Annotated in this window: 19 protein-coding genes; 12 read left to right on the top strand and 7 right to left on the bottom strand. The window is 49.7% G+C overall.

The window, feature by feature from the left end; genetic code table 11:
* Window positions 1-5: 5 nt before the first annotated feature.
* The 3 genes from Q0577_RS10300 to Q0577_RS10290 form a co-directional block, all read right to left on the bottom strand.
* Window positions 6-509, bottom strand: a complete 504-nt coding sequence (locus Q0577_RS10300) for a GNAT family N-acetyltransferase (protein WP_298735681.1) — start codon at window positions 507-509, stop codon at window positions 6-8.
* Window positions 478-786, bottom strand: a complete 309-nt coding sequence (locus Q0577_RS10295; RefSeq protein WP_298735678.1) for a DUF1778 domain-containing protein — start codon at window positions 784-786, stop codon at window positions 478-480. Before Q0577_RS10295 ends, Q0577_RS10300 begins: the two co-directional genes overlap by 32 nt.
* Before the next feature lie 76 nt (window positions 787-862).
* On the bottom strand, window positions 863-1,375 hold the full coding sequence (locus Q0577_RS10290) for an OsmC family protein (RefSeq protein ID WP_298735676.1): 513 nt from the start codon (window positions 1,373-1,375) through the stop codon (window positions 863-865).
* A gap of 59 nt (window positions 1,376-1,434) precedes the next feature.
* Here Q0577_RS10290 and Q0577_RS10285 point away from each other — a divergent pair, with 59 nt between their 5' ends.
* From Q0577_RS10285 to Q0577_RS10270, 4 genes are all read left to right on the top strand, one after another.
* The gene (locus Q0577_RS10285; protein WP_298735674.1) at window positions 1,435-2,274 is read left to right on the top strand and encodes a LytTR family DNA-binding domain-containing protein; all 840 of its coding nucleotides are present in this window, start codon (window positions 1,435-1,437) and stop codon (window positions 2,272-2,274) included.
* A gap of 129 nt (window positions 2,275-2,403) precedes the next feature.
* Entirely contained in the window at window positions 2,404-3,612 is a 1,209-nt protein-coding gene (locus Q0577_RS10280) for a DUF418 domain-containing protein (protein ID WP_298735672.1), read from the top strand.
* 61 nt (window positions 3,613-3,673) lie between these two features.
* On the top strand, window positions 3,674-4,159 hold the full coding sequence (locus tag Q0577_RS10275) for a (2Fe-2S)-binding protein (RefSeq protein ID WP_298735671.1): 486 nt from the start codon (window positions 3,674-3,676) through the stop codon (window positions 4,157-4,159).
* The gene (locus Q0577_RS10270; protein ID WP_298735670.1) at window positions 4,156-6,456 is read left to right on the top strand and encodes a xanthine dehydrogenase family protein molybdopterin-binding subunit; all 2,301 of its coding nucleotides are present in this window, start codon (window positions 4,156-4,158) and stop codon (window positions 6,454-6,456) included. The genes Q0577_RS10275 and Q0577_RS10270 overlap by 4 nt, the downstream gene beginning before the upstream one ends.
* A 65-nt stretch (window positions 6,457-6,521) precedes the next feature.
* On the opposite strand, the gene Q0577_RS10265 is transcribed toward Q0577_RS10270, so the two are convergent.
* Entirely contained in the window at window positions 6,522-8,012 is a 1,491-nt protein-coding gene (locus Q0577_RS10265) for a Gfo/Idh/MocA family oxidoreductase (RefSeq protein ID WP_298735669.1), read from the bottom strand.
* 16 nt (window positions 8,013-8,028) lie between these two features.
* On the opposite strand from Q0577_RS10265, the gene Q0577_RS10260 reads away from it, so the two are divergent.
* The 3 genes from Q0577_RS10260 to Q0577_RS10250 all read left to right on the top strand — a co-directional run bounded on the left by Q0577_RS10260 (window position 8,029) and on the right by Q0577_RS10250 (window position 10,922).
* Window positions 8,029-8,928, top strand: a complete 900-nt coding sequence (locus Q0577_RS10260) for an MOSC N-terminal beta barrel domain-containing protein (RefSeq protein WP_298735668.1) — start codon at window positions 8,029-8,031, stop codon at window positions 8,926-8,928.
* Between the two features lie 211 nt (window positions 8,929-9,139).
* A complete protein-coding gene (locus Q0577_RS10255) occupies window positions 9,140-9,895 on the top strand; it encodes a M57 family metalloprotease (protein WP_298735667.1) in 756 nt (251 codons plus the stop codon).
* A gap of 133 nt (window positions 9,896-10,028) precedes the next feature.
* A complete protein-coding gene (locus tag Q0577_RS10250) occupies window positions 10,029-10,922 on the top strand; it encodes a hypothetical protein (protein ID WP_298735664.1) in 894 nt (297 codons plus the stop codon).
* Between the two features lie 12 nt (window positions 10,923-10,934).
* Here the strand turns inward: Q0577_RS10250 and Q0577_RS10245 are convergent, their stop codons facing one another.
* Window positions 10,935-11,780, bottom strand: a complete 846-nt coding sequence (locus tag Q0577_RS10245) for an NAD(P)-dependent oxidoreductase (protein ID WP_298735662.1) — start codon at window positions 11,778-11,780, stop codon at window positions 10,935-10,937.
* Window positions 11,781-11,928: 148 nt separating this feature from the next.
* Between Q0577_RS10245 and Q0577_RS10240 the strand changes: the two genes are divergently transcribed.
* Together Q0577_RS10240 and Q0577_RS10235 are read left to right on the top strand one after the other, a co-directional pair.
* On the top strand, window positions 11,929-12,948 hold the full coding sequence (locus Q0577_RS10240; protein ID WP_298735660.1) for an SDR family NAD(P)-dependent oxidoreductase: 1,020 nt from the start codon (window positions 11,929-11,931) through the stop codon (window positions 12,946-12,948).
* A 34-nt stretch (window positions 12,949-12,982) separates the two neighbouring features.
* Window positions 12,983-13,786, top strand: coding sequence for an AraC family transcriptional regulator (locus Q0577_RS10235; protein ID WP_298735658.1), 804 nt, complete (start codon window positions 12,983-12,985; stop codon window positions 13,784-13,786).
* Window positions 13,787-13,793: 7 nt separating this feature from the next.
* Here the strand turns inward: Q0577_RS10235 and Q0577_RS10230 are convergent, their stop codons facing one another.
* Together Q0577_RS10230 and Q0577_RS10225 are read right to left on the bottom strand one after the other, a co-directional pair.
* Window positions 13,794-14,831, bottom strand: a complete 1,038-nt coding sequence (locus tag Q0577_RS10230) for an alpha/beta hydrolase (RefSeq protein WP_298735657.1) — start codon at window positions 14,829-14,831, stop codon at window positions 13,794-13,796.
* Between the two features lie 23 nt (window positions 14,832-14,854).
* On the bottom strand, window positions 14,855-15,268 hold the full coding sequence (locus tag Q0577_RS10225; protein WP_298735656.1) for a DoxX family protein: 414 nt from the start codon (window positions 15,266-15,268) through the stop codon (window positions 14,855-14,857).
* 250 nt (window positions 15,269-15,518) lie between these two features.
* Between Q0577_RS10225 and Q0577_RS10220 the strand changes: the two genes are divergently transcribed.
* The 3 genes from Q0577_RS10220 (at window position 15,519) to Q0577_RS10210 (ending at window position 18,706) form a co-directional block, all read left to right on the top strand.
* Entirely contained in the window at window positions 15,519-16,082 is a 564-nt protein-coding gene (locus Q0577_RS10220; RefSeq protein WP_298735654.1) for a Crp/Fnr family transcriptional regulator, read from the top strand.
* A 108-nt stretch (window positions 16,083-16,190) separates the two neighbouring features.
* Complete coding sequence (locus Q0577_RS10215) at window positions 16,191-16,580, top strand: RidA family protein (RefSeq protein WP_298735653.1); 390 nt, start codon at window positions 16,191-16,193, stop codon at window positions 16,578-16,580.
* A 107-nt stretch (window positions 16,581-16,687) separates the two neighbouring features.
* Window positions 16,688-18,706, top strand: coding sequence for a serine hydrolase (locus tag Q0577_RS10210; RefSeq protein ID WP_298735652.1), 2,019 nt, complete (start codon window positions 16,688-16,690; stop codon window positions 18,704-18,706).
* Window positions 18,707-18,775 lie beyond the last annotated feature (69 nt).

Below are 18,775 nucleotides of genomic sequence, written 5' to 3'. Positions count from 1 at the left end.
GGGTTTTAATTGTTAAGCAGACTTTCGATTGTTTTCATGGCGAGGAACATCTTATTGCTATCAGGTAATGAAATAAAGCCATACTTTTTATAGAAAGCCACAGCATCATGGTCCAATGGATCAACAACTACAGCTATCGAACCTATGACCTTAGAGTTGTCATAACTTCTACTCAAAGCGTCAATCAGGATCAATTCACCAAGTCCCTGACCTTTACAGGTTTTATCAATGGCTAATCGGCCAAGTAAAGTAACCGGCAGATCCTGGTAGGCAGGGGGCATTTTTTTTCTAACATGCTTAGGGATCAGCTCTCTTTTAACAGATGAACCCGATAAGGTATAATATCCTTTAATCAGGTTTTCATCTCCTTCAATAACGAAACATGCTGATAGCTTTCTTTTAATATCCTGGCTCGCTTGCTCGCGTATGTATTTATCAAGCAACTGCTTTTCACAACTAAAATCACTTTTTCTGTGACTATTTTTTAGTGGAACTGTTAGATAATTCATTCCCTTTTTTTGTTTTTTTATACCGTTCAGCAGCTGCTTTTAACTTTTTATTGGGTTCATCCGGGTTCATTATTGCTTTAAAGAAAATTTCCTGGTCTTTTTTGGAAGCCAGAATTGCATTGTGCTTATCAACGATTTTTTCAGCCTGAAGTTTAACTGAATATATTACAAACTCAGATAGGGTTTTAAATCCACCTAAATCTGCGGCCTGTTCAAAAAATTCTTTCATCTCAACTGACAACCTGGTGTCAAACCTGGTCGTACTTGCTGCTTTCATATTTTAAAGATTTAAGGGTTCATTGTCTTTCATAAATGTACGGAAATATTCCGTACAAATAAAATGCCACCTGCAGTTAAGTTCCCCTCCTCACCACCCTTCCCTCTACCACCGCCCCCGCTTTCAAAGTCTGGTACACCACACAATATCTTTCCGTCAATTTTAACAAACTATCCAGCTGTTCCGCAGTTGCAGGACTATCTACCACAAACTCCAGCCGTATCCTGCTGAACCCCACCGGCACTTCCTTCGACACCCCTAGTGTGCCCCTGAAATCCAGATCTCCTTCGGCCACTACGGCAGCATTCCTGATTTCAACGCCAATAGCCGTGGCTACGGCCTTCAGGGTAACTCCTGCGCAGGCTACCAGTGCTTCCAGCAGCAGGTCTCCCGAGCAGGCCAGCAGTCCGCTGCCCCCGGTGGCCGGATGCAGTCCTGCTGCTACCAGTTTGCGCCCGGTTTCTATATTGCAGGAAATGTCTTCTCCTGTTTTACCCGTAGCTTTTAATGTGATGATGGCGGCAGCGGGGTCGTTCCTGTACTGCTCTTTCAGCGGGGCCTGTAATGCTTTCAGTGTTGCAGCATCCATGATGGGGTAGTTTATGGCAGTAAAGGTAAATTTTTATAAATTACTCCTGGTTTTCTATTATGATGCTTGCCGTATCCCCCAAATATCAGGACCGCTGGCTGAAGATCACCGGCTCCCTTTTCTGCGCTCACTTTATCGAGGCGATAGGAAGAGAAGAAAGTTTCTTCCAGCTGCTGCCCCGTAAAAGTTATCAACTGGCCCTGTTGTCCGGTTTCGTGATCGCTTATTTGTTGTGGGAGCTGATCAGCAGGATCTCCGCGTGGCTGGATGTACATTATGACTGGTTCGTCAAACCCCTTGCCCGGGTCTTTCTGCAGGCCATCTTTGGCGTGATCCTTACGGCCATCTTATTATATGTGCTCACCCTGCTGCAGATGCGCATCTTTTTCAACCAGGACATTGAGCAGGTAAGCTACCTGCTCTACGAGTTCCCCGTCTCCTGTGTGCTCATTGTCCTGATCAACATGTCTTACTTTACCTGGTATTTATACCACAGGGCAACACCTGCCCCTGTGCAGGCTTTTGTGGAAGCGCCTTCGCCCGCTCCCGCTCCTAAACCTGCCGTTATCCTGGTGAACAGGGGTGCCCGTAATCTTCCCCTTCCGGTAGAGCAGGTGGCTTATGCCTATAAGAACGGGGATTATACCTACCTGCAATCCTTCGGCGGGGATCACTTCCTGGTGTCATATTCACTGGACGATCTGGAGGCGATGCTGGACGAAAGCCATTTCTTCCGGGCCAACCGCCAGCTGATCGTACAGCGCAAAGCGGTGCACTCCTTCTCTCCCCGGGAATTCGGAAAACTCTCCCTGCAGCTGGAACCCGCCTTCAGAGAACCCGTCATCGTCAGCCAGAAAAAAGCCCCCGTTTTCAAAAGCTGGCTCCTGAACGGTCAATAACTACTGTCTTCCACGACGTATTTTTCATACTTCAGCCGGAATTTTACCTGCTTCGCCGGATAAACGGCGCTGAAAATTGGGCTTGCACTCACAGCAGCCGAATTTAGCCCGCAAAAAAATCACTGATCTATGTCTGCCCATCTTCCATCTTTCCAACCGCTTAGCGGAACGGAACGTAATCATCTGCTGGATGCCCTCCGCGGTTTTGCCTCCTTTGGTATCATCCTGGTCAATATCCGGGGCTTTGCCGATTACGGCTGGCTTACCCCTGAACAGCAACAGGCCCTGCCCACCTATCCTGCCGATCGCCTGGTGGATACGGTCATCAATATCCTGGTAGATACCAAATTCATTACCCTCTTTTCCATTCTGTTCGGAACAGGCTTCGCCATCCTGCAACAGCGGGCGGTAGCCGCGGGCGTTTCCTTCCCGAAGTACTTCAGCAAGAGAATGTTCATTCTCCTGCTCATCGCCTGCCTCCATGCTTATTTGCTGTGGTTCGGAGATATTATCCGTTATTACGCCCTCTCGGGCTTTTTGTTATTGCTATTTACGGGCAGCAGCATCAAAAGCATCCTCCGCTGGGCCGTCATATTTTGTGTGCCGCTGACAGCCATCGCGTTCATTCTCCAATCCATGCTGGGTATCAGTACGCCGGGTTACCCTGGCCTGGAAGAGATCCGTCTTGCCTTCACGATGGGCAGTTATACCGATGCCTTTATCATGAACTGGCGGATAGACCCCTTTCATAATTTTTTACAGGATTCGCCGGTTACCATCATCTCCGTTTTCGGGAAGATATTACTCGGTTACTGGTTGGGCCGCAGCGCCTTTTTTACGGCTCCCGGTAATTTTGCCGCCATGCGCCGCAAATGGATCACCTGGGGACTGATACTGGGCATACCCTCCAGCATTGCTTTCTGGGCCCTTAAAAAGGGATATTTTTCGATAGATGAATATTACCTGCTTTGGGTGTCCTTTGTAGTAGCCGGTGGATTGATCCTGCATAGCCTCATGTACGTAGCATTATTTATTAAGCTCTTTGAACAGGACCGCTGGAAAATATTGTTCACGCCTTTTATGTATGTAGGCAGGACGGCCCTCAGCAACTACATCCTGCAAACCATTATTTGCATTGTGCTTTTTTACGGATGGCTCCCGGGATTTCACCTTCGCGGCTGCGGGGCGCTTACCTTGTTTTTTGTAAGCATCTTTGTGTTTGTGGTGCAGGTGCTGATCAGCAGATGGTGGCTGGGGAAGATGCAGGCAGGCCCGCTGGAGTGGTGCTGGAAGCGTCTGTCCTATCCTCGGAAACCAGGGCGCTATTTATTAAATTAGTATTCGCTTTGTTGGTCACATGCGGAAACCATCTTACATTTATTTAACAAACACATCAACTATGTCTAAATACTCCATCCAGATCAACGGTAAAACACATGAAGTAGACGTCATGGAAGACATGCCGCTGCTTTGGGTTTTAAGGGATGTACTGGGAATGAAAGGCACTAAGTTCGGCTGCGGTATGGCCCAATGTGGCGCCTGTACCGTGCATCTGGACGATGTAGCCATACGCTCCTGCAGTGTCCCGGTGTCCGCTGTCGGAAAAGGTAAGGTCACTACCATTGAAGGCTTGTCTGAAAATGGCGATCATCCCCTGCAACAGGCATGGGAAAAACACGTGGTACCGCAATGTGGTTATTGCCAGACAGGCCAGATCATGAATGCAGCTGCCCTGCTGAAACGCAATCCCAAACCTTCGGAAGAGCAGATAGAACAGGCCATGCAGGGAAACCTCTGCCGCTGTGGTACCTATAACCGTATTAAACAGGCTATTATTACTGCGGCCGGAGGCAGTAATGTCATCCTAAATAAAGCTGACCAATGAAAATATCATCACCTTTTCATAAGAAGATAGAACAACAGGAAGATGTAAGCTCCGAGCTGTTTAAAGCTTCCCGGAGAGACTTCCTGAAGATTGGCGGCGTGCTGGCCGGCGGACTGGTACTGGGCGTCAGCTTCTTCAGCTGCAATGACAAAGGGAAGAAGGTGGCCTCACTGGCCCCCAACGTTTACCTCACCATCAATGCAGATGGTGAAGTAATCATCGTTGCTCACCGCTCAGAAATGGGTACCGGTATTCGTACCGGCCTTCCGCTGATAATAGCCGATGAACTGGGCGCCGACTGGAGCCGGGTACGCATCGTACAGGCAGAAGGCGACGAAAAGAAATATGGCGATCAGAATACAGACGGATCCTACTCCGTTCGTATGTTCTATAAACCCATGCGCGAAGCCGGCGCCGCTGCCCGCTACATGCTCATACAGGCTGCCGCCAAAGAATGGAACGTAGCTGCAGATGAATGCGATACAGAAAACGGTCAGGTAGTGCACAAAGCCTCCGGTAAAAGCACTCCCTTTGGTGATCTCGTTGCTGCTGCCAGCGCACTGGAAGTGCCCAAGCCCGAACAGCTGAAGCTGAAAGACCGCAGCCAGTTTAAAATGATCGGTCATGATACACCCATCTTCGATCTGCACGACATTGTTACCGGCAAAGCGGTTTTCGGTATCGATGCAGATGTGGAGAATACAAAAGTAGCCGTGATCAAACACTGCCCCGTTGTAGGCGGAAAGATAAAGTCTTTCGACGACGCCAAAGCAAAAGCCATTCCCGGCGTGCTGAAGGTGATCCCGATCAAGGGGGGCGATAATCCGCCCACCGTCCACAAGCCGCTAAGCGGCGTAGCAGTGATCGCAGAAAATACCTGGGCCGCCATCAAAGGACGCGATGCCCTGGAAGTTGAATGGGACCTGGGCCCTAATGCTACCTACGATTCTGCCAAAGAGCTGGAAGAGCTGGCAGAAAAGATAAAGCACAGCGGTACGGTAAGAAGAAAACGCGGTGAATTCAGCAAGGCACGTTCCGGCGCTAAAAAAGTGATAGAACATACCTACCTGGCGCCGCACCTGGCCCATGCTACCATAGAACCACCCAGCGCGCTGGCCGTGATCAAAAACAGCAGCTGCGAAGTATGGGCCTGTACACAGAACCCGCAGGGCGCCCGCGATGCCGTTGCCGAAGCGCTGGGCATGGATGCCGCCAAAGTAAGGGTGAATGTTACCCTCCTGGGCGGTGGCTTTGGCCGCAAATCAAAACCCGACTTTATCGTAGAAGCTGCCCTGCTGGCCAAAGAATCAGGCCTGCCCGTCAGGGTACAGTGGACACGTGAAGATGACCTGCATCATGATTTCCACCATTCGCTCAGCGCACAACGCATCGTAGCCACTATCGATGCGGATAATAAACTGAGCGGCTGGAGTCATCATATCGCCTATCCTTCCATCGGCTCTACTTTTGATGCCAAGGTGGTCCAGCCTTCTGATGGCGAGTTGGGACTGGGCGCTACAGACTTTCCCTACAATGTGCCCAACATCCAGATTGAAACATACGACTGTGTATCTCACATGCGTATAGGCTGGCTGCGATCCGTGCGCAACATTCCGCAGGCTTTCGCCATACAGACCATGCTGGATGAAGTAGCCGCAGCACGTGGCATGGATGCCGTTGCCAATGCGCTGGACCTGTTGGGCGAAGACAGGAACATCACCTTTAACGAAGAGCTGATAAACGGTAAGTATCCCAACTATAACGAAGATATCGCCGTGTATCCCTGGAATACAAGCCGCATGAAACGTGTAATAGAACGCGTGGCTAAAGAAGCAGGCTGGGGTAAAAAAATGCCCGCCGGCTCAGGGCTCGGCTTTGCCGCTCACCGCAGCTTCCTCACCTATGTAGCCTGCATAGTGGAAGTAAATGTAGACAGCAATAACAGGATCACCATTCCCAATGTGCACTACGCCATAGATTGCGGTGTTGCAGTGAATACAGACCGTATCAGGTCGCAGTTTGAAGGCGGAGCACAGTTCTCCACCAGTATCGCGCTGAAGAGCGCCATCACGGTAAAGAACGGCGCCGTAGAACAGAACAACTTCGATACTTACCAGATCATCCGCATGCCGGAGTCTCCCAAACAGATCCATGTACATATCATAGACAGCGAGGAGAAACCTACCGGGGTAGGTGAACCTCCGGTGCCGCCCTTTACACCGGCGCTATGCAATGCTATTTTTGCCGCCACCGGTAAAAGGATCTATAAACTGCCGGTTGATCTGACAACGGCATAACTGATTGGTCAGTTGTCAGTGGCCGGGGGCTTAATAAGCTAACGGTACTGACAACTGACAATTACCTACAACTCCCAGCCCGGGCGGTATTCACGATGAAAATATTTGTTAGCCTGTTCATCGTTGGTGATCTTCATACTACGGGCGTCATATTCCAGTCTTTTCCTGGATCGTATGGCCACACCGCCAAGTAGAATGGTTTCTGTAACTGGTCCGGCCAGGAGGAAGCTGCCGGGCGACTGTGTCTTATTCCTGAACGCATCTATCCAGTATTGATCGCTACGGTCTGCTTCGGCTTTTTGGGATGTTGCCGCAAGATCCGTAGCGCCCAGTATTCTTGGGTTATCACAGCGGAAGCCTGCAATGATCCTGCCCTTATCTCCCACAAACATCATCCCTTCCCGTTCCAGTGAACCCGCGCCCAGTTCATCGGGTGTGTGCGGACGCATACCGCCGTCATACCAGAACAGCTCAAAGGGGGGCAGCGTAGCCTGCTCCGGGAACTTGAAACGTACCATACAGGAATAGGGAAAGGCCACATCATTCCTTACACCATGACTTACGTGATGATCTATTGCGCTGGTAGTCGTGCCACAGGCCTCTGCAAAATAAGGAGCGGTATTAATACCCAGTGTCAGGAACAGCGGCCATAAACTGTAATGACCCATTTCTGCAATACTGCCTGCCCCAAAGTCATACCATCCCCTGAAAACATTATGCGTGTAATTGGGATGATAGGGACGGTCAGGCACAGGGCCCAGCCATAGCTGCCAGTCAAAACCTTCAGGAACAGGGGGCGTGTCAGTAGGGTTGGAGGTCCACTGCGGCCATACGGGGCGGTTAGACCAGTTATGGATCTCGCGTAATTTCCCGATACGCCCTTCCGCGATCCATTGCTTCACCTGTTCGGCTCCCGGGCGCTTGCTCCAGGCCAGGAGATGGGTGCCCACACCGGTGTTGCGCGCAGTCGCTATTACCTGCCTGGCTTCATACATGCGGTTGGCCAACGGTTTATGTATCACCACATGCTTGCCTTTTTTCATGGCTGCAATGGAAATATAGCCGTGCAGGTGATCCGGTGTCATGATCTTCACCGCATCAATATCCTTTTCCTTTTCCAGCAACTCACGGAAATCGGCATACGATGTACAGCCTTTATAACCGGTGTTGCGTTGTTTGCTGTAATACTTCTCCACCAGCTCCCGGCCAATATCCCGCCCGCCGGGAATACCCTTGAAAGCAGCTCCCCAGCCGGGATCGTTTAATGTTTTGCGGATGTCGTCCCGGATACCGTTGGGCGACCAGTCAACATAATTGGTGCTCATTTTATTGGGATCGCATACCGAAACGATCTGTAAGTCGGGCAGCGGAAGCAGTTCGCACATTTCACGTAATCCCTGTGTACCGCAACCTATATAGGCAATGTTCAGTTTATCGCTGGGAGCAATATAACCGCGGCCGCCCAGTACACTGCGGGGCACAATAGTAAATGAAAGAGAGGCTTTGGCGGCGGCATCAATAAACTGACGGCGGGTGATGCTATTCCTTGTTTTCATACGTGGAAGGGTTTTAATGAGATGGGTTCAAATATTGACAGAAGATACAAAAAAAGAGGATATTTTTGCTGCCGTACATCAATCTGAACCCATGCTGACCATAGGCGAACTGCATATCTATCCAATAAAATCACTCGGCGGTATATCGCTTGGTTCCGCTGTAGTAACAGACCGCGGTCTTCAATATGACCGCCGCTGGATGCTGGTGGATGCGCAAAACCGTTTCATCACCCAGCGTGAGTTTCCGCAGCTGGCCCTGCTGAAAGTGCAGCTGGAAGAGGATAGCCTGCGGGTCACCCATCCGGATAAAGGCGCTGTACGCATTCCTTTTGAACAGCCTGCACTGTCGGCGCAGGAAGTAACGATCTGGAATGATACCTGCAGCGGCGTATTCGTAAGCGCTGAGCTGGATCATTGGTTCACGGAAGCAACAGGCATCCGCTGCCGACTGGTACATATGCCTGAAAACACCCGCCGCCAGGTAGATCTTACCTATGCGCCTGAGGGCTTCATTACTTCTTTTGCAGATGCCTATCCTTTTTTGCTGATCGGGCAGGCTTCACTGGACGATCTCAATAGCCGCATGGCAGCGTCCCTGCCCATGAACAGGTTCAGGCCTAACATTGTTTTTACCGGCGGCACGCCTTACCAGGAAGATATCCTCAAACATATTCAGATAGCAGGCATCAGCTTTTACGGCGTAAAGCTTTGCGCCCGTTGCGTACTTACCACGATCAATCAGCAAACCGCACAGAAAGGTAAAGAGCCGTTAAAGACCCTTGCCACCTATCGCACAAAGAATAACAAGATCATGTTTGGCCAGAACCTGATCCATGAAGGAACAGGTGTGTTAAGCGTAGGAGATGTCATCACTGTTGTGGCCACACACCAGGAAGAACGTTTCATGGTAGGCTGATCAGCACATAAATAATACATATACTGAATTCCGCTGCAACCTAAAAGCAGTTGAACATTGTAATATCGCGCATAACCAAAATCTGTAATCCCCGTTTATCGATAGATAAAAAGCAGCATCGCGAAAACCATATTGAGCGCATTAACAATTGTCCTATGGCCCTGATTAAGCGCCGCTGACCTTTCTTTACTTCACCCTAAATTAAACTAACATGAAAAAGAGCACATTTTTCCCATTGGTAGCCCTGTTGATCATTGTTTTCACTGCATGTAGCAAAACAACCGATGCACCTGCCGATCCTGCAGTAACCCCGTCGCAGGACAATGCAGTGAAAGTACTGGCTTACATTAAACAGCTGGGATTCCCCGCCGGCAGCATTGTTGAGCAACCTACAGAATTTATTGTTGAAGAAGACATCAGCTTTCCCAAGAATATGCAGGTGCCCGAAGGCAAGCTGAGAACAGAACAGTATTATACCGGTAGCCTGGTATCTCCCGCCAACGTGTCGAATATCCGCCTGTTTGTAGATCCCTCCATGACATCCATGATGTCGGAGATCAACTCTGCTATCGCGCAGTGGAATGCTGTTGCCAATTGCAACATCAACTGGGTAGTGGTGGCTGCCGCTCCCTATGATGTACGTATTGTGAACGCCAATTTAGGCAACGGTGTTTGCGGCTCGGGCACATTTCCCTCAGGTGGCCGCGCCGGTAACCTGATCAGGATCAACAAGGCCTATATTGCGGGTAACAGCTTTGCACAACGTGCACGTACCATCTGTCATGAAATGGGACATAACGTTTCTTTCAGGCATACCAACTGGGCTGCTATCGGCGAATCTTCTGCCACCGCGGTACCTGGTGTGGGTGGTACAGATGCTGCATCCCTCATGAACGGTGGACAATGCGGTAGCGGAGCAACGGTTTTATCTACAAAAGATAAGCAGGCTGCCGCCGCTTTATATTGATAACGGATCAGCAGAAAGGGCCGTCTCAAATTGTTTGAGACGGCCTGCTTATTGTAGGCATTCCCTTATCTTTGGAACATACAACGTGGACCTGGTCGCTGTGTAAGCTTATTGTTTCATTAAATTTCTTTACATGAGATCTGTAGCCATCACCTGTTTCCTGTGCGTACTGGCAGTATTACATGCCGGCGCACAACCCGGATCCGGTATTCCATATCCGCAGCCACTCCCCGATACTGCAGCGCTTCGTTTTCTGCCCGGTATCGTTTCATCAGACTCCATGGATTTTAATGCCTGTTTTTCTCCGGATGGAGGATCTTATTACTTTACGCGCTCCATCAATCAACAAACCAAGATCTATGTTACCCATCATGAGGGCGGCAGCTGGTCATTGCCAATGATTGTGCCCTTCCTGGATAGTAAATACTCGGAGGCGGATCCTGCTTTTTCTCCGGACGGTAAACTTTATTTTATCTCAGACAGGCCGCTAACGGCAGCAGATACACTTCGGGACTTTAACATCTGGTTCGTAAAGCCCTTGCCTGGCGGCAGCTGGTCTGCCCCGGAGCCGATGAAGATCCTCAATACAGATAGCAGCGAATTCTACATCTCCTTTGCCAGGAACGGTAACCTTTATTTTGCCTCTTCCCGGCAAGGCGGATACGGCCAGGAAGATATTTATGTAAGTAAACTGGTGAATGATAAATATACAACACCTGTTAACCTGGGGCCTGCTGTTAACACCGCAAAGTCTGAGTTTGATCCCGGTGTTGCAGCGGATGAGGAGCTGATTATTTTTGCATCTTCCAACCGGGAGGATGGCTTAGGTGGTGCAGATCTGTATTATTCCAGGAAAGAAGGAGAGGGCAACTGGCAGCAGGCAGTAAACCTGGGGAGTCCGTTTAGTACCAGGGCACGGGATTTTTGTCCGTACATTTCCCCGGATGGCAGGTATTTCTTCTTTAGCAGTGAACGGGATGTAAAATGGATAGAGATGGAGTGGCTGAAGAAGGCGGTCGGCCACTAATAGGTTCGTTGTTTACTTCCCACTCCCAATCACTGTCCAGTCCTTATTCCCATGCCCATTTGCAATCCACTTATCCATTTCCGCTGCAATCGCCGGAATCACTGCTAAATCACTGCCCCCTGCGGCGGCTGCATCCATGAACAGCTGTGTATCCTTCCGCGCCATTGCCAGCTCCCAGGATGGCTGATCATAATTCCCGCTGCTCATTCTCTGCAACCTGCCCAGTAATACTGCGCCCGGGTTCCAGGAACCGAACAACGTTGTCAGATCATCTACCGGGATGTTCAGCGCCTTCGCCAGGGAAAGCGCATCCGCCAGGCCTGCGGTCATACCTACCAGGAAGAGGTTGCCGATCAGTTTCATGCCCGCAGCTTTGCCGGTTTCCTCGCCGAAATTGATCACTTTCCCCGTCATGGCCGCCAGTTCGGGTTCCAGTTGACGGATAACCGCCTGGTCACCGGATACCAGCATAAAACCCGTGCTTTCCAATGCATTCTGCGGCCCCATAAATACAGGTGCATGCTGATAGGTAAACCCGCGGGCTTTCCATTCCTGTGTCCTTTTTACAGCGCCCGCCGCTGATGTGGTGGTATGATCTACAATGATAGCGCCGCGCTTCAACCCCGCAGCCGCCATCGCCAGTACTTCATCTACGGTATGATCGTCTTTTAAGGCGAGATGGACAATATCAGCATTGCGTACAGCCTCCTCCGGTGTGGGATATGCTTTAGCACCTGCTGCTTCCAGGGCGCTTGCCTTTGCAGGGGTCCGGTTCCATACCTGTACCTGGTTGCCTTTCCTGATCATTGCTTTTACAAAGTTCGAGCCTAAGAGCCCCATACCGAGGAATGCTTTCATACCGTATGCTTTTTTGAGTGAGAACTTATTTACAGGCTATAAAAATACATCCTGTAGCTGACATTTTAAACAAAGTAACAATGACACGCTAAACAAAGCCGCCCATCAGCCGGCGAAGTAATTTTGTTGCAGCAAAACAAATTTGGAAATGAAACACAACAACTACCAGGGCGCCCTGCAAAAACCACTGCCATCCGGCTTCCATGCAACGTCAACTACCAGTGATGTTATTAAAGGAATTGATCTTTCCGGTAAAACAGCCATCGTTACCGGCGGCTATGCAGGTATCGGACTCGAAACCACCAGCACATTTGCTGCCGCCGGCGCTACCGTGATCGTTCCTGCCCGTGATATTGAGAAAGCAAAAAATAATGTAAAAGGCATCGCTAACGTTGAAGTCTATCCCATGGACCTGATGGACCCCGCCTCCATTGATGCCTTTGCAGCAACCTTCCTGGCATCCGGCAGGCCGCTTCATTTGCTTATCAACAACGCCGGTATCATGTGGGTGCCCCTGCGCAGGGATCAGCGCGGCTATGAATCACAGCTGGCTACCAACCACCTGGGGCATTTCCAGCTCACCGCCAGATTATGGCCCACGCTTAAACAAGCAAATGGTGCAAGGGTAGTAAGCGTATCTTCTTTTGGCCACCAGCTGTCGCCATTCAATTTCGATGATCCCAATTTTGAGCAGCGGAACTATGAATCTCTGCAGGGGTATGGCCAGTCAAAAACAGCCAATAACCTGTTTGCCCTTGAGCTGGACAGCCGCGCCAGCGCATCAAATGTCCGTGCATTTTCACTGAGTCCCGGCTCCGTTAACGGCACAGAACTGGGAAGGGAAGCTTCCCGTGAACTCTTTCAGCAAATGGGCCTGCTGGATGCCGATGGTAATCTCCGGGCAGAAGTGGTGGAAAAGCTGAAAACCATTTCCCAGGGCGCCGCTACTACGGTATGGTGCGCTACCAGTCACCGGCTGGATGGCATAGGCGGCGTATATTGCGAAGATGCTGACATTGCCGAACTGGATCTGGGCCACATTGAGCACAAACCCGAAGATCCATCCACTATGCGGGGTGTACAGCCCTATTCCCTGGATGAAGCCAATGCAAAACGGCTCTGGCGCTTAAGCGAAGAAATGACCGGTATCGTATTCAATGCAGATTAATGAATCAGTTACCTTTGTAGCATGCTGCCGTAATATGGAATTCAAAGCCAAATACATCACGCCGGACATCAAGTTATCCTGCTATGACGATAAGCCCTTCAAAACAGAAGTGCTGTTTGACCAACACATGTTGGTATGGTTCATCTCCGGCGAAACAAAGATCATACAGGGAGAAGCGGCTTTCCTCTTCGGACCGGGAGACATTTTCCTGATCCCGAGAAACCAGCTGGCCACCGTTATTAACTACCCTAAAGACGGCCTTCCGCATAAAACAGTGGTCATGCACCTGTCGCCCGAACGCCTCAGGGAGTGCTATGCCAACCTTCATATAAAACCTAAGGCAGCTGTATCGGGAAAGATCCGCTGCTTTAACAACCATCCGCTGCTGAAGAGCTGCCTGGCTTCGCTGATCCCTTACTTTGAAATGCAGGATCCCTTCCCGGAAAACATCGCGGCCATCAAGATCAGCGAAGCAGTGAATATACTGCGGACGATAGACCCGGAAATTGATGCTGTGCTGACCAACTTCGAAGAGCCGGGAAAAATAGACCTGGTCACCTTTATGGAAAAGAACTTCATGTTCAACATGCCCCTGGCAAAGTTTGGTTATCTCACGGGCCGTAGTCTTTCTACGTTCAACAGGGACTTTAAAAAGCATTTCAATACCTCGCCGCAGAAATGGCTTACGCAGAAAAGACTGGAGCTGGCGCATTACGAAATAGGAGAGAAAAAAAGAAAACCGGTTGATGTATACCTCGAAGTAGGATTTGAAGACCTGTCTCATTTTTCCTTTGCCTTCAAAAAGCACTTTGGATATTCGCCAACCGGCTTGCAGTAACATTACCCTATTTAGCAAGACCATCGGCCTCTATAACAGCGGCTGCAAAAGCCTGGGGCGCCTCCTGTGGAAGGTTATGGCCAATGCCCCCGCTAATGGTATGGTGCACATATTTACCCGTAAATTTTGCTGCGTATTTAGATGGATCCGGATGAGGGGCGCCATTGGCGTCTCCTTCCAGGGTAACGGTGGGCACTGTAATAGCGGGCGCTGCGGCCAGTTGCTTTTCCAGTGCATCATATTTTGCTTCTCCCCGGCTTAGGCCCAGCCGCCAGCGGTAGTTATCGATCACAATGGCCACATGATCCGGGTTGTCAAAAGCAGCTGCTGAACGCTCAAAGGTAGCATTGTCAAACTGCCAGGTAGGCGAAGCCGTTTGCCAGATCAGCCTGCTGAATTCCTTCCTGTTGGCGTCATAGCCCTCGCGGCCGCGCTCTGTAGCAAAATAGAACTGGTACCACCATGACAGTTCCGCTTTGGGGGGCAGCGGCGCTTTATTGGCCTGCTGGCTGCCAATGAGGTAACCGCTCACGGATACCAGTGCCTTCACACGTTCTGGCCAGAGGGCAGCCACGATGTCTGCCGTACGTGCGCCCCAGTCAAACCCGCCGATCACGGCCTGCCTGATTTTCAGCGCATCCATAAAAGCGATCACATCTTCGGCTAATGCAGACTGCTGCCCGTTCCTGGGCGTTGCTGCAGAAAGAAACCGGGTGCTGCCATAACCGCGCAGGTAAGGTATCAATACGCGGTAACCTTTAGCCGCCAGCAGCTCGGATACTTCAGCATAGCTATAGATGTCGTAAGGCCAGCCGTGCAGCAGGATCACCGGCGTTCCGGTTGCCGGGCCCGCTTCCGCATAGCCAACATCCAGCACGCCTGCTTTGATCTGTTTGATGGGGCCTAATGTATCATGGTTTACAATCTCCGTATCTTTCATGTTATCAGCTTTTAAGGGTTGGGAAATAGTAAAAAAGCCTGCTGCTAGTGTGAGGGCAATTATGCTTAGAAAGCGGCGCCTGGCGGTATGTTTATAATTTTTCATGATCATATACGTTTTGATTTTTTTTAAACATTGATTGGATTGAATGGTGTACTGTGATGAGCATAAATGGCAGGATACAATCTCCTGAACATGCTGTAAGTAATGGTAACCATTGTGAAGGCGATGATCGCATCAATGGTAGCCATAAAATCCAGTACAGCCAGTTTGGAGAAGAATGCAAAGATGATGTCAAAGTATATTCCTGCAAACACCCATTCCTTTAACCGGGGCAGCCTGTTGGGCATTAACAGCACCGCGATACCTGAAAGTTTGGCAACACCAAGAATGTAGATAAAGTGTGCCGGGTAACCCAGCTTTACTGTGATGTCCCATACAATTGGATTCCTTGTAAGTTCGAAAAATCCGCTTGCGCCAAACCATAAAGCGGTCAATACAACGCCTGTGCGGTAAATTACTTTTGTTGTGTTTAAGTTCATATTTAGTTAGGTTTTTAAGTGGTTTGATGGTACAAAGCTATTTCAGGCTGCCCCGGTTACCGAGCTGTAATGGGTGAAACAGCCAAATTGCACCGTAGAACAGGCAATTCCGGATGTTATTTGTGCAGGAGAAATGGCATACAATTGCAGAGGTAGCTCCGGACAGACTTGGGTTCACCCCAGCCAAATGGTATCTTCGCAAGAAGACCAAGGTGTAACCTGCCGCGAATGAATAAGTAAACAGTAATCAATGCACAATAAACTAAGAGACCATATACAACAAATAGTACCACTCACAGATGAAGCGTTCTCCACCATCAGCGCTCACTTTACCTCCAGGAAGGTAAGAAAGCACCAGTTCCTTATCCAGGAAGGCGACCCGGTGCATTACTCCTATTTTGTGGTATCCGGCCTCTTAAAGCTGGCGCATATCGATGCCAACGGCAAAGAGCATATCCTGCATTTCGCTACAGAAGACTGGTGGGTGAGCGATTACCAGGCCTGGTTCAATAAAACGAAAGCTACCATGTCACTGGACTGTATGGAGGATGCCGAAGTACTTGCCATTACGCTGGAAGACCACAACAAATTAATGGCGGCATTTCCGAAAATGGAACACTTCTTCCTGCAGAAATCGAACCTTAGTTATATCGCATCGCAACAACGCATTATCTCTTTGCTGAGCACCAGCGCCAAAGAACGCTATGAGCAGTTCCTGCGGCAGTATCCATCACTGGTGCAACGCATCAATAAAACATTGCTGGCGTCTTACCTGGGTATTTCCCGCGAAACCCTGAGCCGATTGCCGGTATAGTGTGACATTTATCACGCTGAATTTGTGAGGCAGGTCCTGTTGGGATGATGAGCGTCTTCGCAACTTTGCAGTGTAGTTTTAAATCAATAACACAAAATGCAAAGTAACATGGAAAAACGGATCATTAATCCCTGGCAATGGCAGAACGAACGCAGCTATGTACAGGCGGTAGAAGTAAAAGGAGCAGCAGCTACACTTTATGTTGCCGGACAGGCAGCAGTGCATGCAGATGGCCGTTCCAGTACAGATGACATGAAAACACAATTACTGCTGGCCATACAGAACCTTGAAAAAGTGATTGCCGAAGCAGGCTATGAACCCGGGAATATTGTGCGCCTGAATATCCTTACCACTTCTTCGGAAGAATTTTTTGCCAGCTTTAACATCTTCCAGGACTGGATCGCTAAACATGGCATTAAGCAGGCAACCACCTGTTATGAAGTGCCGGTACTTTTTGAAACATTGAAGGTAGAACTGGAAGCTACCCTGGTAAAGTAATGGCTTACTGGATAGCTTTTTGATAATTAAGCCAGGCCTGGCTATCAAAAAACCGTATTAATGCAGTAGTTTTACCAGACTAACACGTGCTGATTAATCCTAAAGCTATGCATACATCCCGTTTAACCGCCAAATTTGTCGCCCTGCTTTCCTGCTACCTTATATGCTGCCAGCAACTCCTGGCACATAATGGTACAGTAGGTTATGCCTATCCGCTTGGCAAGATTACAATTGACGGCAATTTCTCCGAATGGCCTAAAGATATGGTGCAGTATAAGCTCGGCGTAACCGCTTCAGATACCAAACCACTCAATGAGGCTGATTTCAGCGGCTCCTTCCGCATCGGTTACCGTATGGAAGACCGTTCTTTATATGTTGCCCTGCAGCTGACAGACGATGATTTTATAGAAGACACATCGGCCAATGTTCGCTGGAACTCACAGGACGGGCTTGAGATATACCTGGATGCCCGTCACCTGCCCGCTGGATCAGGTGTGGCCTCCTTCATGTACAGCAAAAAGCTGCGCAACACCAATAACGCCTACTACGATCCTTTTGCGAAAGATGCCAAATGGAATATCATTGAAGTGGCCTTCGTAAAGAAAGGCAATACCCGTTATTACGAGTGGCGCATTATGCTGGGTGATCAGTTCAAAGTAGGCAAATCCATCGGTATCGATTTCCAGGCATTTGACCTGGATGGCGACAAAAGCTTTTCCTATAATTCCTGGGGCGCCGGGGATATGAAGTATGTAAACCCGCGCAGCCTTTCAGATGTGATCCTGATGCCCGCTAAAGCAAAATTGTCAACACTATCCGGCAGCATTGCATGGGATCATCCCGCTAATGTACCGCTCCCCAAACGCGTGCGCCTGCTGAATATGGATGATGCGCAGCGCTGGCTGACTACCGCTGTGGACAGTACAGGTAATTACACCGCAGCTGTCCCCGCCGGGCAATATGCCGTTGATTTTCCCGAACCTTACTTTCACCGGCATGATACCGTATACGCCACTATGCCCGGTCAGCCGCTGCTCGTGAATGTTCCCGCCAATGGAAAAGCAAGCGCCTCACCCATTGTGCTGCCGGCTACCCCCGTGCCCAACCTGATCCCCGACAAAGGCGTAGCGCTGGGTGATTTTAATGAGACGGTGGCGCGGCAGATCGATCATTTTATTAAAACCTACCAGCAATACTACGAGATACCCGGTGTATCCTTTGCCCTGATAAAAGACGGGAAACCGGTATACCATCAAACCTATGGCGTTCGCAATACTTTTACCAGGGAGCCGGTAGATAGCAATACCTTGTTTGAAGCAGCTTCTGTTACCAAACCGGTATTCGCTTTTGCCGTACAGCGCCTGGCAGAACGCGGGGTCATTGATCTTGATAAACCCCTGTACCTTTACCTGCCTTACCCCGATATTGCCTATGACGAACGTTATAAGCTGATCACGGCAAAGCATGTACTCACCCATCGCACCGGTTTCCCCAACTGGCGTTCTATGAACGCGGATGGTAAGCTGGACCTGAAGTTTACACCAGGCACAGACTTCGGCTACTCCGGCGAAGGCTTTGAGTACCTGAAACTGGTAGTGGAGAAGATCACCGGCAAGAAAGTAGAACAGGTATTACAGGAAGAAGTGATTGCACCCACAGGGCTCTATCACACCTTCTTTTCGCGCAATGATTCACTGCGCCGCATGGTTGCTGCCGGCCACTACAATAGCCTGCCCAATTATGACGAGCTGCCCGAAACGCCGGGCATGGCTTATTCCATGCATACCGAAGCAAAGATCTTTACCCGCTTCATGCAATACCTGCTTGATCAGAAAGGCCTGCAACCCGCTACTTATGACAGCATGTTCGCCAAGCATTCCGACTACCATTTTGACCCGGGAGAAGAAAAGCCCAAGGTACCTACCTACATGGGCATGAGCTTCGAAATACGTGAAACGCCCTTCGGTAAAACCTTTAGTCACGGCGGAAATAATGGTGATTTTAAATGCAAGTTTGAGGTGTATAAAGATCTGAATATGGGGTATGTTCTTTTTACCAACTCCAACACATCAGATGTATTATTGGGCGCCATCAGGTATTTCCTGGTAGAGGGGAAACAGGAATAGCCATCCCTGCAGATTGAACTACAACATTTACTACGATTTTGAAGATGGCGGACTGGCATTCCTGCAACC

This window comes from uncultured Chitinophaga sp. (assembly GCF_937898475.1).
Lineage (GTDB): Bacteria > Bacteroidota > Bacteroidia > Chitinophagales > Chitinophagaceae > Chitinophaga.
This window is presented reverse-complemented; position numbering and strand designations above follow the sequence as displayed.

What these genes read in the sequence shown, in the direction of transcription:
- Q0577_RS10270 (WP_298735670.1), top strand. Translation starts at nt 4,156, where the DNA reads ATGAAAATATCATCACCTTTTCATAAGAAGATAGAACAACAGGAAGAT.
- Q0577_RS10295 (WP_298735678.1), bottom strand. Translation starts at nt 786, where the DNA reads ATGAAAGCAGCAAGTACGACCAGGTTTGACACCAGGTTGTCAGTTGAG.
- Q0577_RS10225 (WP_298735656.1), bottom strand. Translation starts at nt 15,268, where the DNA reads ATGAACTTAAACACAACAAAAGTAATTTACCGCACAGGCGTTGTATTG.
- Q0577_RS10300 (WP_298735681.1), bottom strand. Translation starts at nt 509, where the DNA reads ATGAATTATCTAACAGTTCCACTAAAAAATAGTCACAGAAAAAGTGAT.
- Q0577_RS10235 (WP_298735658.1), top strand. Translation starts at nt 12,983, where the DNA reads ATGGAATTCAAAGCCAAATACATCACGCCGGACATCAAGTTATCCTGC.
- Q0577_RS10215 (WP_298735653.1), top strand. Translation starts at nt 16,191, where the DNA reads ATGGAAAAACGGATCATTAATCCCTGGCAATGGCAGAACGAACGCAGC.
- Q0577_RS10220 (WP_298735654.1), top strand. Translation starts at nt 15,519, where the DNA reads ATGCACAATAAACTAAGAGACCATATACAACAAATAGTACCACTCACA.
- Q0577_RS10290 (WP_298735676.1), bottom strand. Translation starts at nt 1,375, where the DNA reads ATGGATGCTGCAACACTGAAAGCATTACAGGCCCCGCTGAAAGAGCAG.
- Q0577_RS10245 (WP_298735662.1), bottom strand. Translation starts at nt 11,780, where the DNA reads ATGAAAGCATTCCTCGGTATGGGGCTCTTAGGCTCGAACTTTGTAAAA.
- Q0577_RS10285 (WP_298735674.1), top strand. Translation starts at nt 1,435, where the DNA reads ATGATGCTTGCCGTATCCCCCAAATATCAGGACCGCTGGCTGAAGATC.
- Q0577_RS10265 (WP_298735669.1), bottom strand. Translation starts at nt 8,012, where the DNA reads ATGAAAACAAGGAATAGCATCACCCGCCGTCAGTTTATTGATGCCGCC.
- Q0577_RS10250 (WP_298735664.1), top strand. Translation starts at nt 10,029, where the DNA reads ATGAGATCTGTAGCCATCACCTGTTTCCTGTGCGTACTGGCAGTATTA.
- Q0577_RS10275 (WP_298735671.1), top strand. Translation starts at nt 3,674, where the DNA reads ATGTCTAAATACTCCATCCAGATCAACGGTAAAACACATGAAGTAGAC.
- Q0577_RS10280 (WP_298735672.1), top strand. Translation starts at nt 2,404, where the DNA reads ATGTCTGCCCATCTTCCATCTTTCCAACCGCTTAGCGGAACGGAACGT.
- Q0577_RS10255 (WP_298735667.1), top strand. Translation starts at nt 9,140, where the DNA reads ATGAAAAAGAGCACATTTTTCCCATTGGTAGCCCTGTTGATCATTGTT.
- Q0577_RS10260 (WP_298735668.1), top strand. Translation starts at nt 8,029, where the DNA reads ATGAGATGGGTTCAAATATTGACAGAAGATACAAAAAAAGAGGATATT.
- Q0577_RS10230 (WP_298735657.1), bottom strand. Translation starts at nt 14,831, where the DNA reads ATGAAAAATTATAAACATACCGCCAGGCGCCGCTTTCTAAGCATAATT.
- Q0577_RS10240 (WP_298735660.1), top strand. Translation starts at nt 11,929, where the DNA reads ATGAAACACAACAACTACCAGGGCGCCCTGCAAAAACCACTGCCATCC.
- Q0577_RS10210 (WP_298735652.1), top strand. Translation starts at nt 16,688, where the DNA reads ATGCATACATCCCGTTTAACCGCCAAATTTGTCGCCCTGCTTTCCTGC.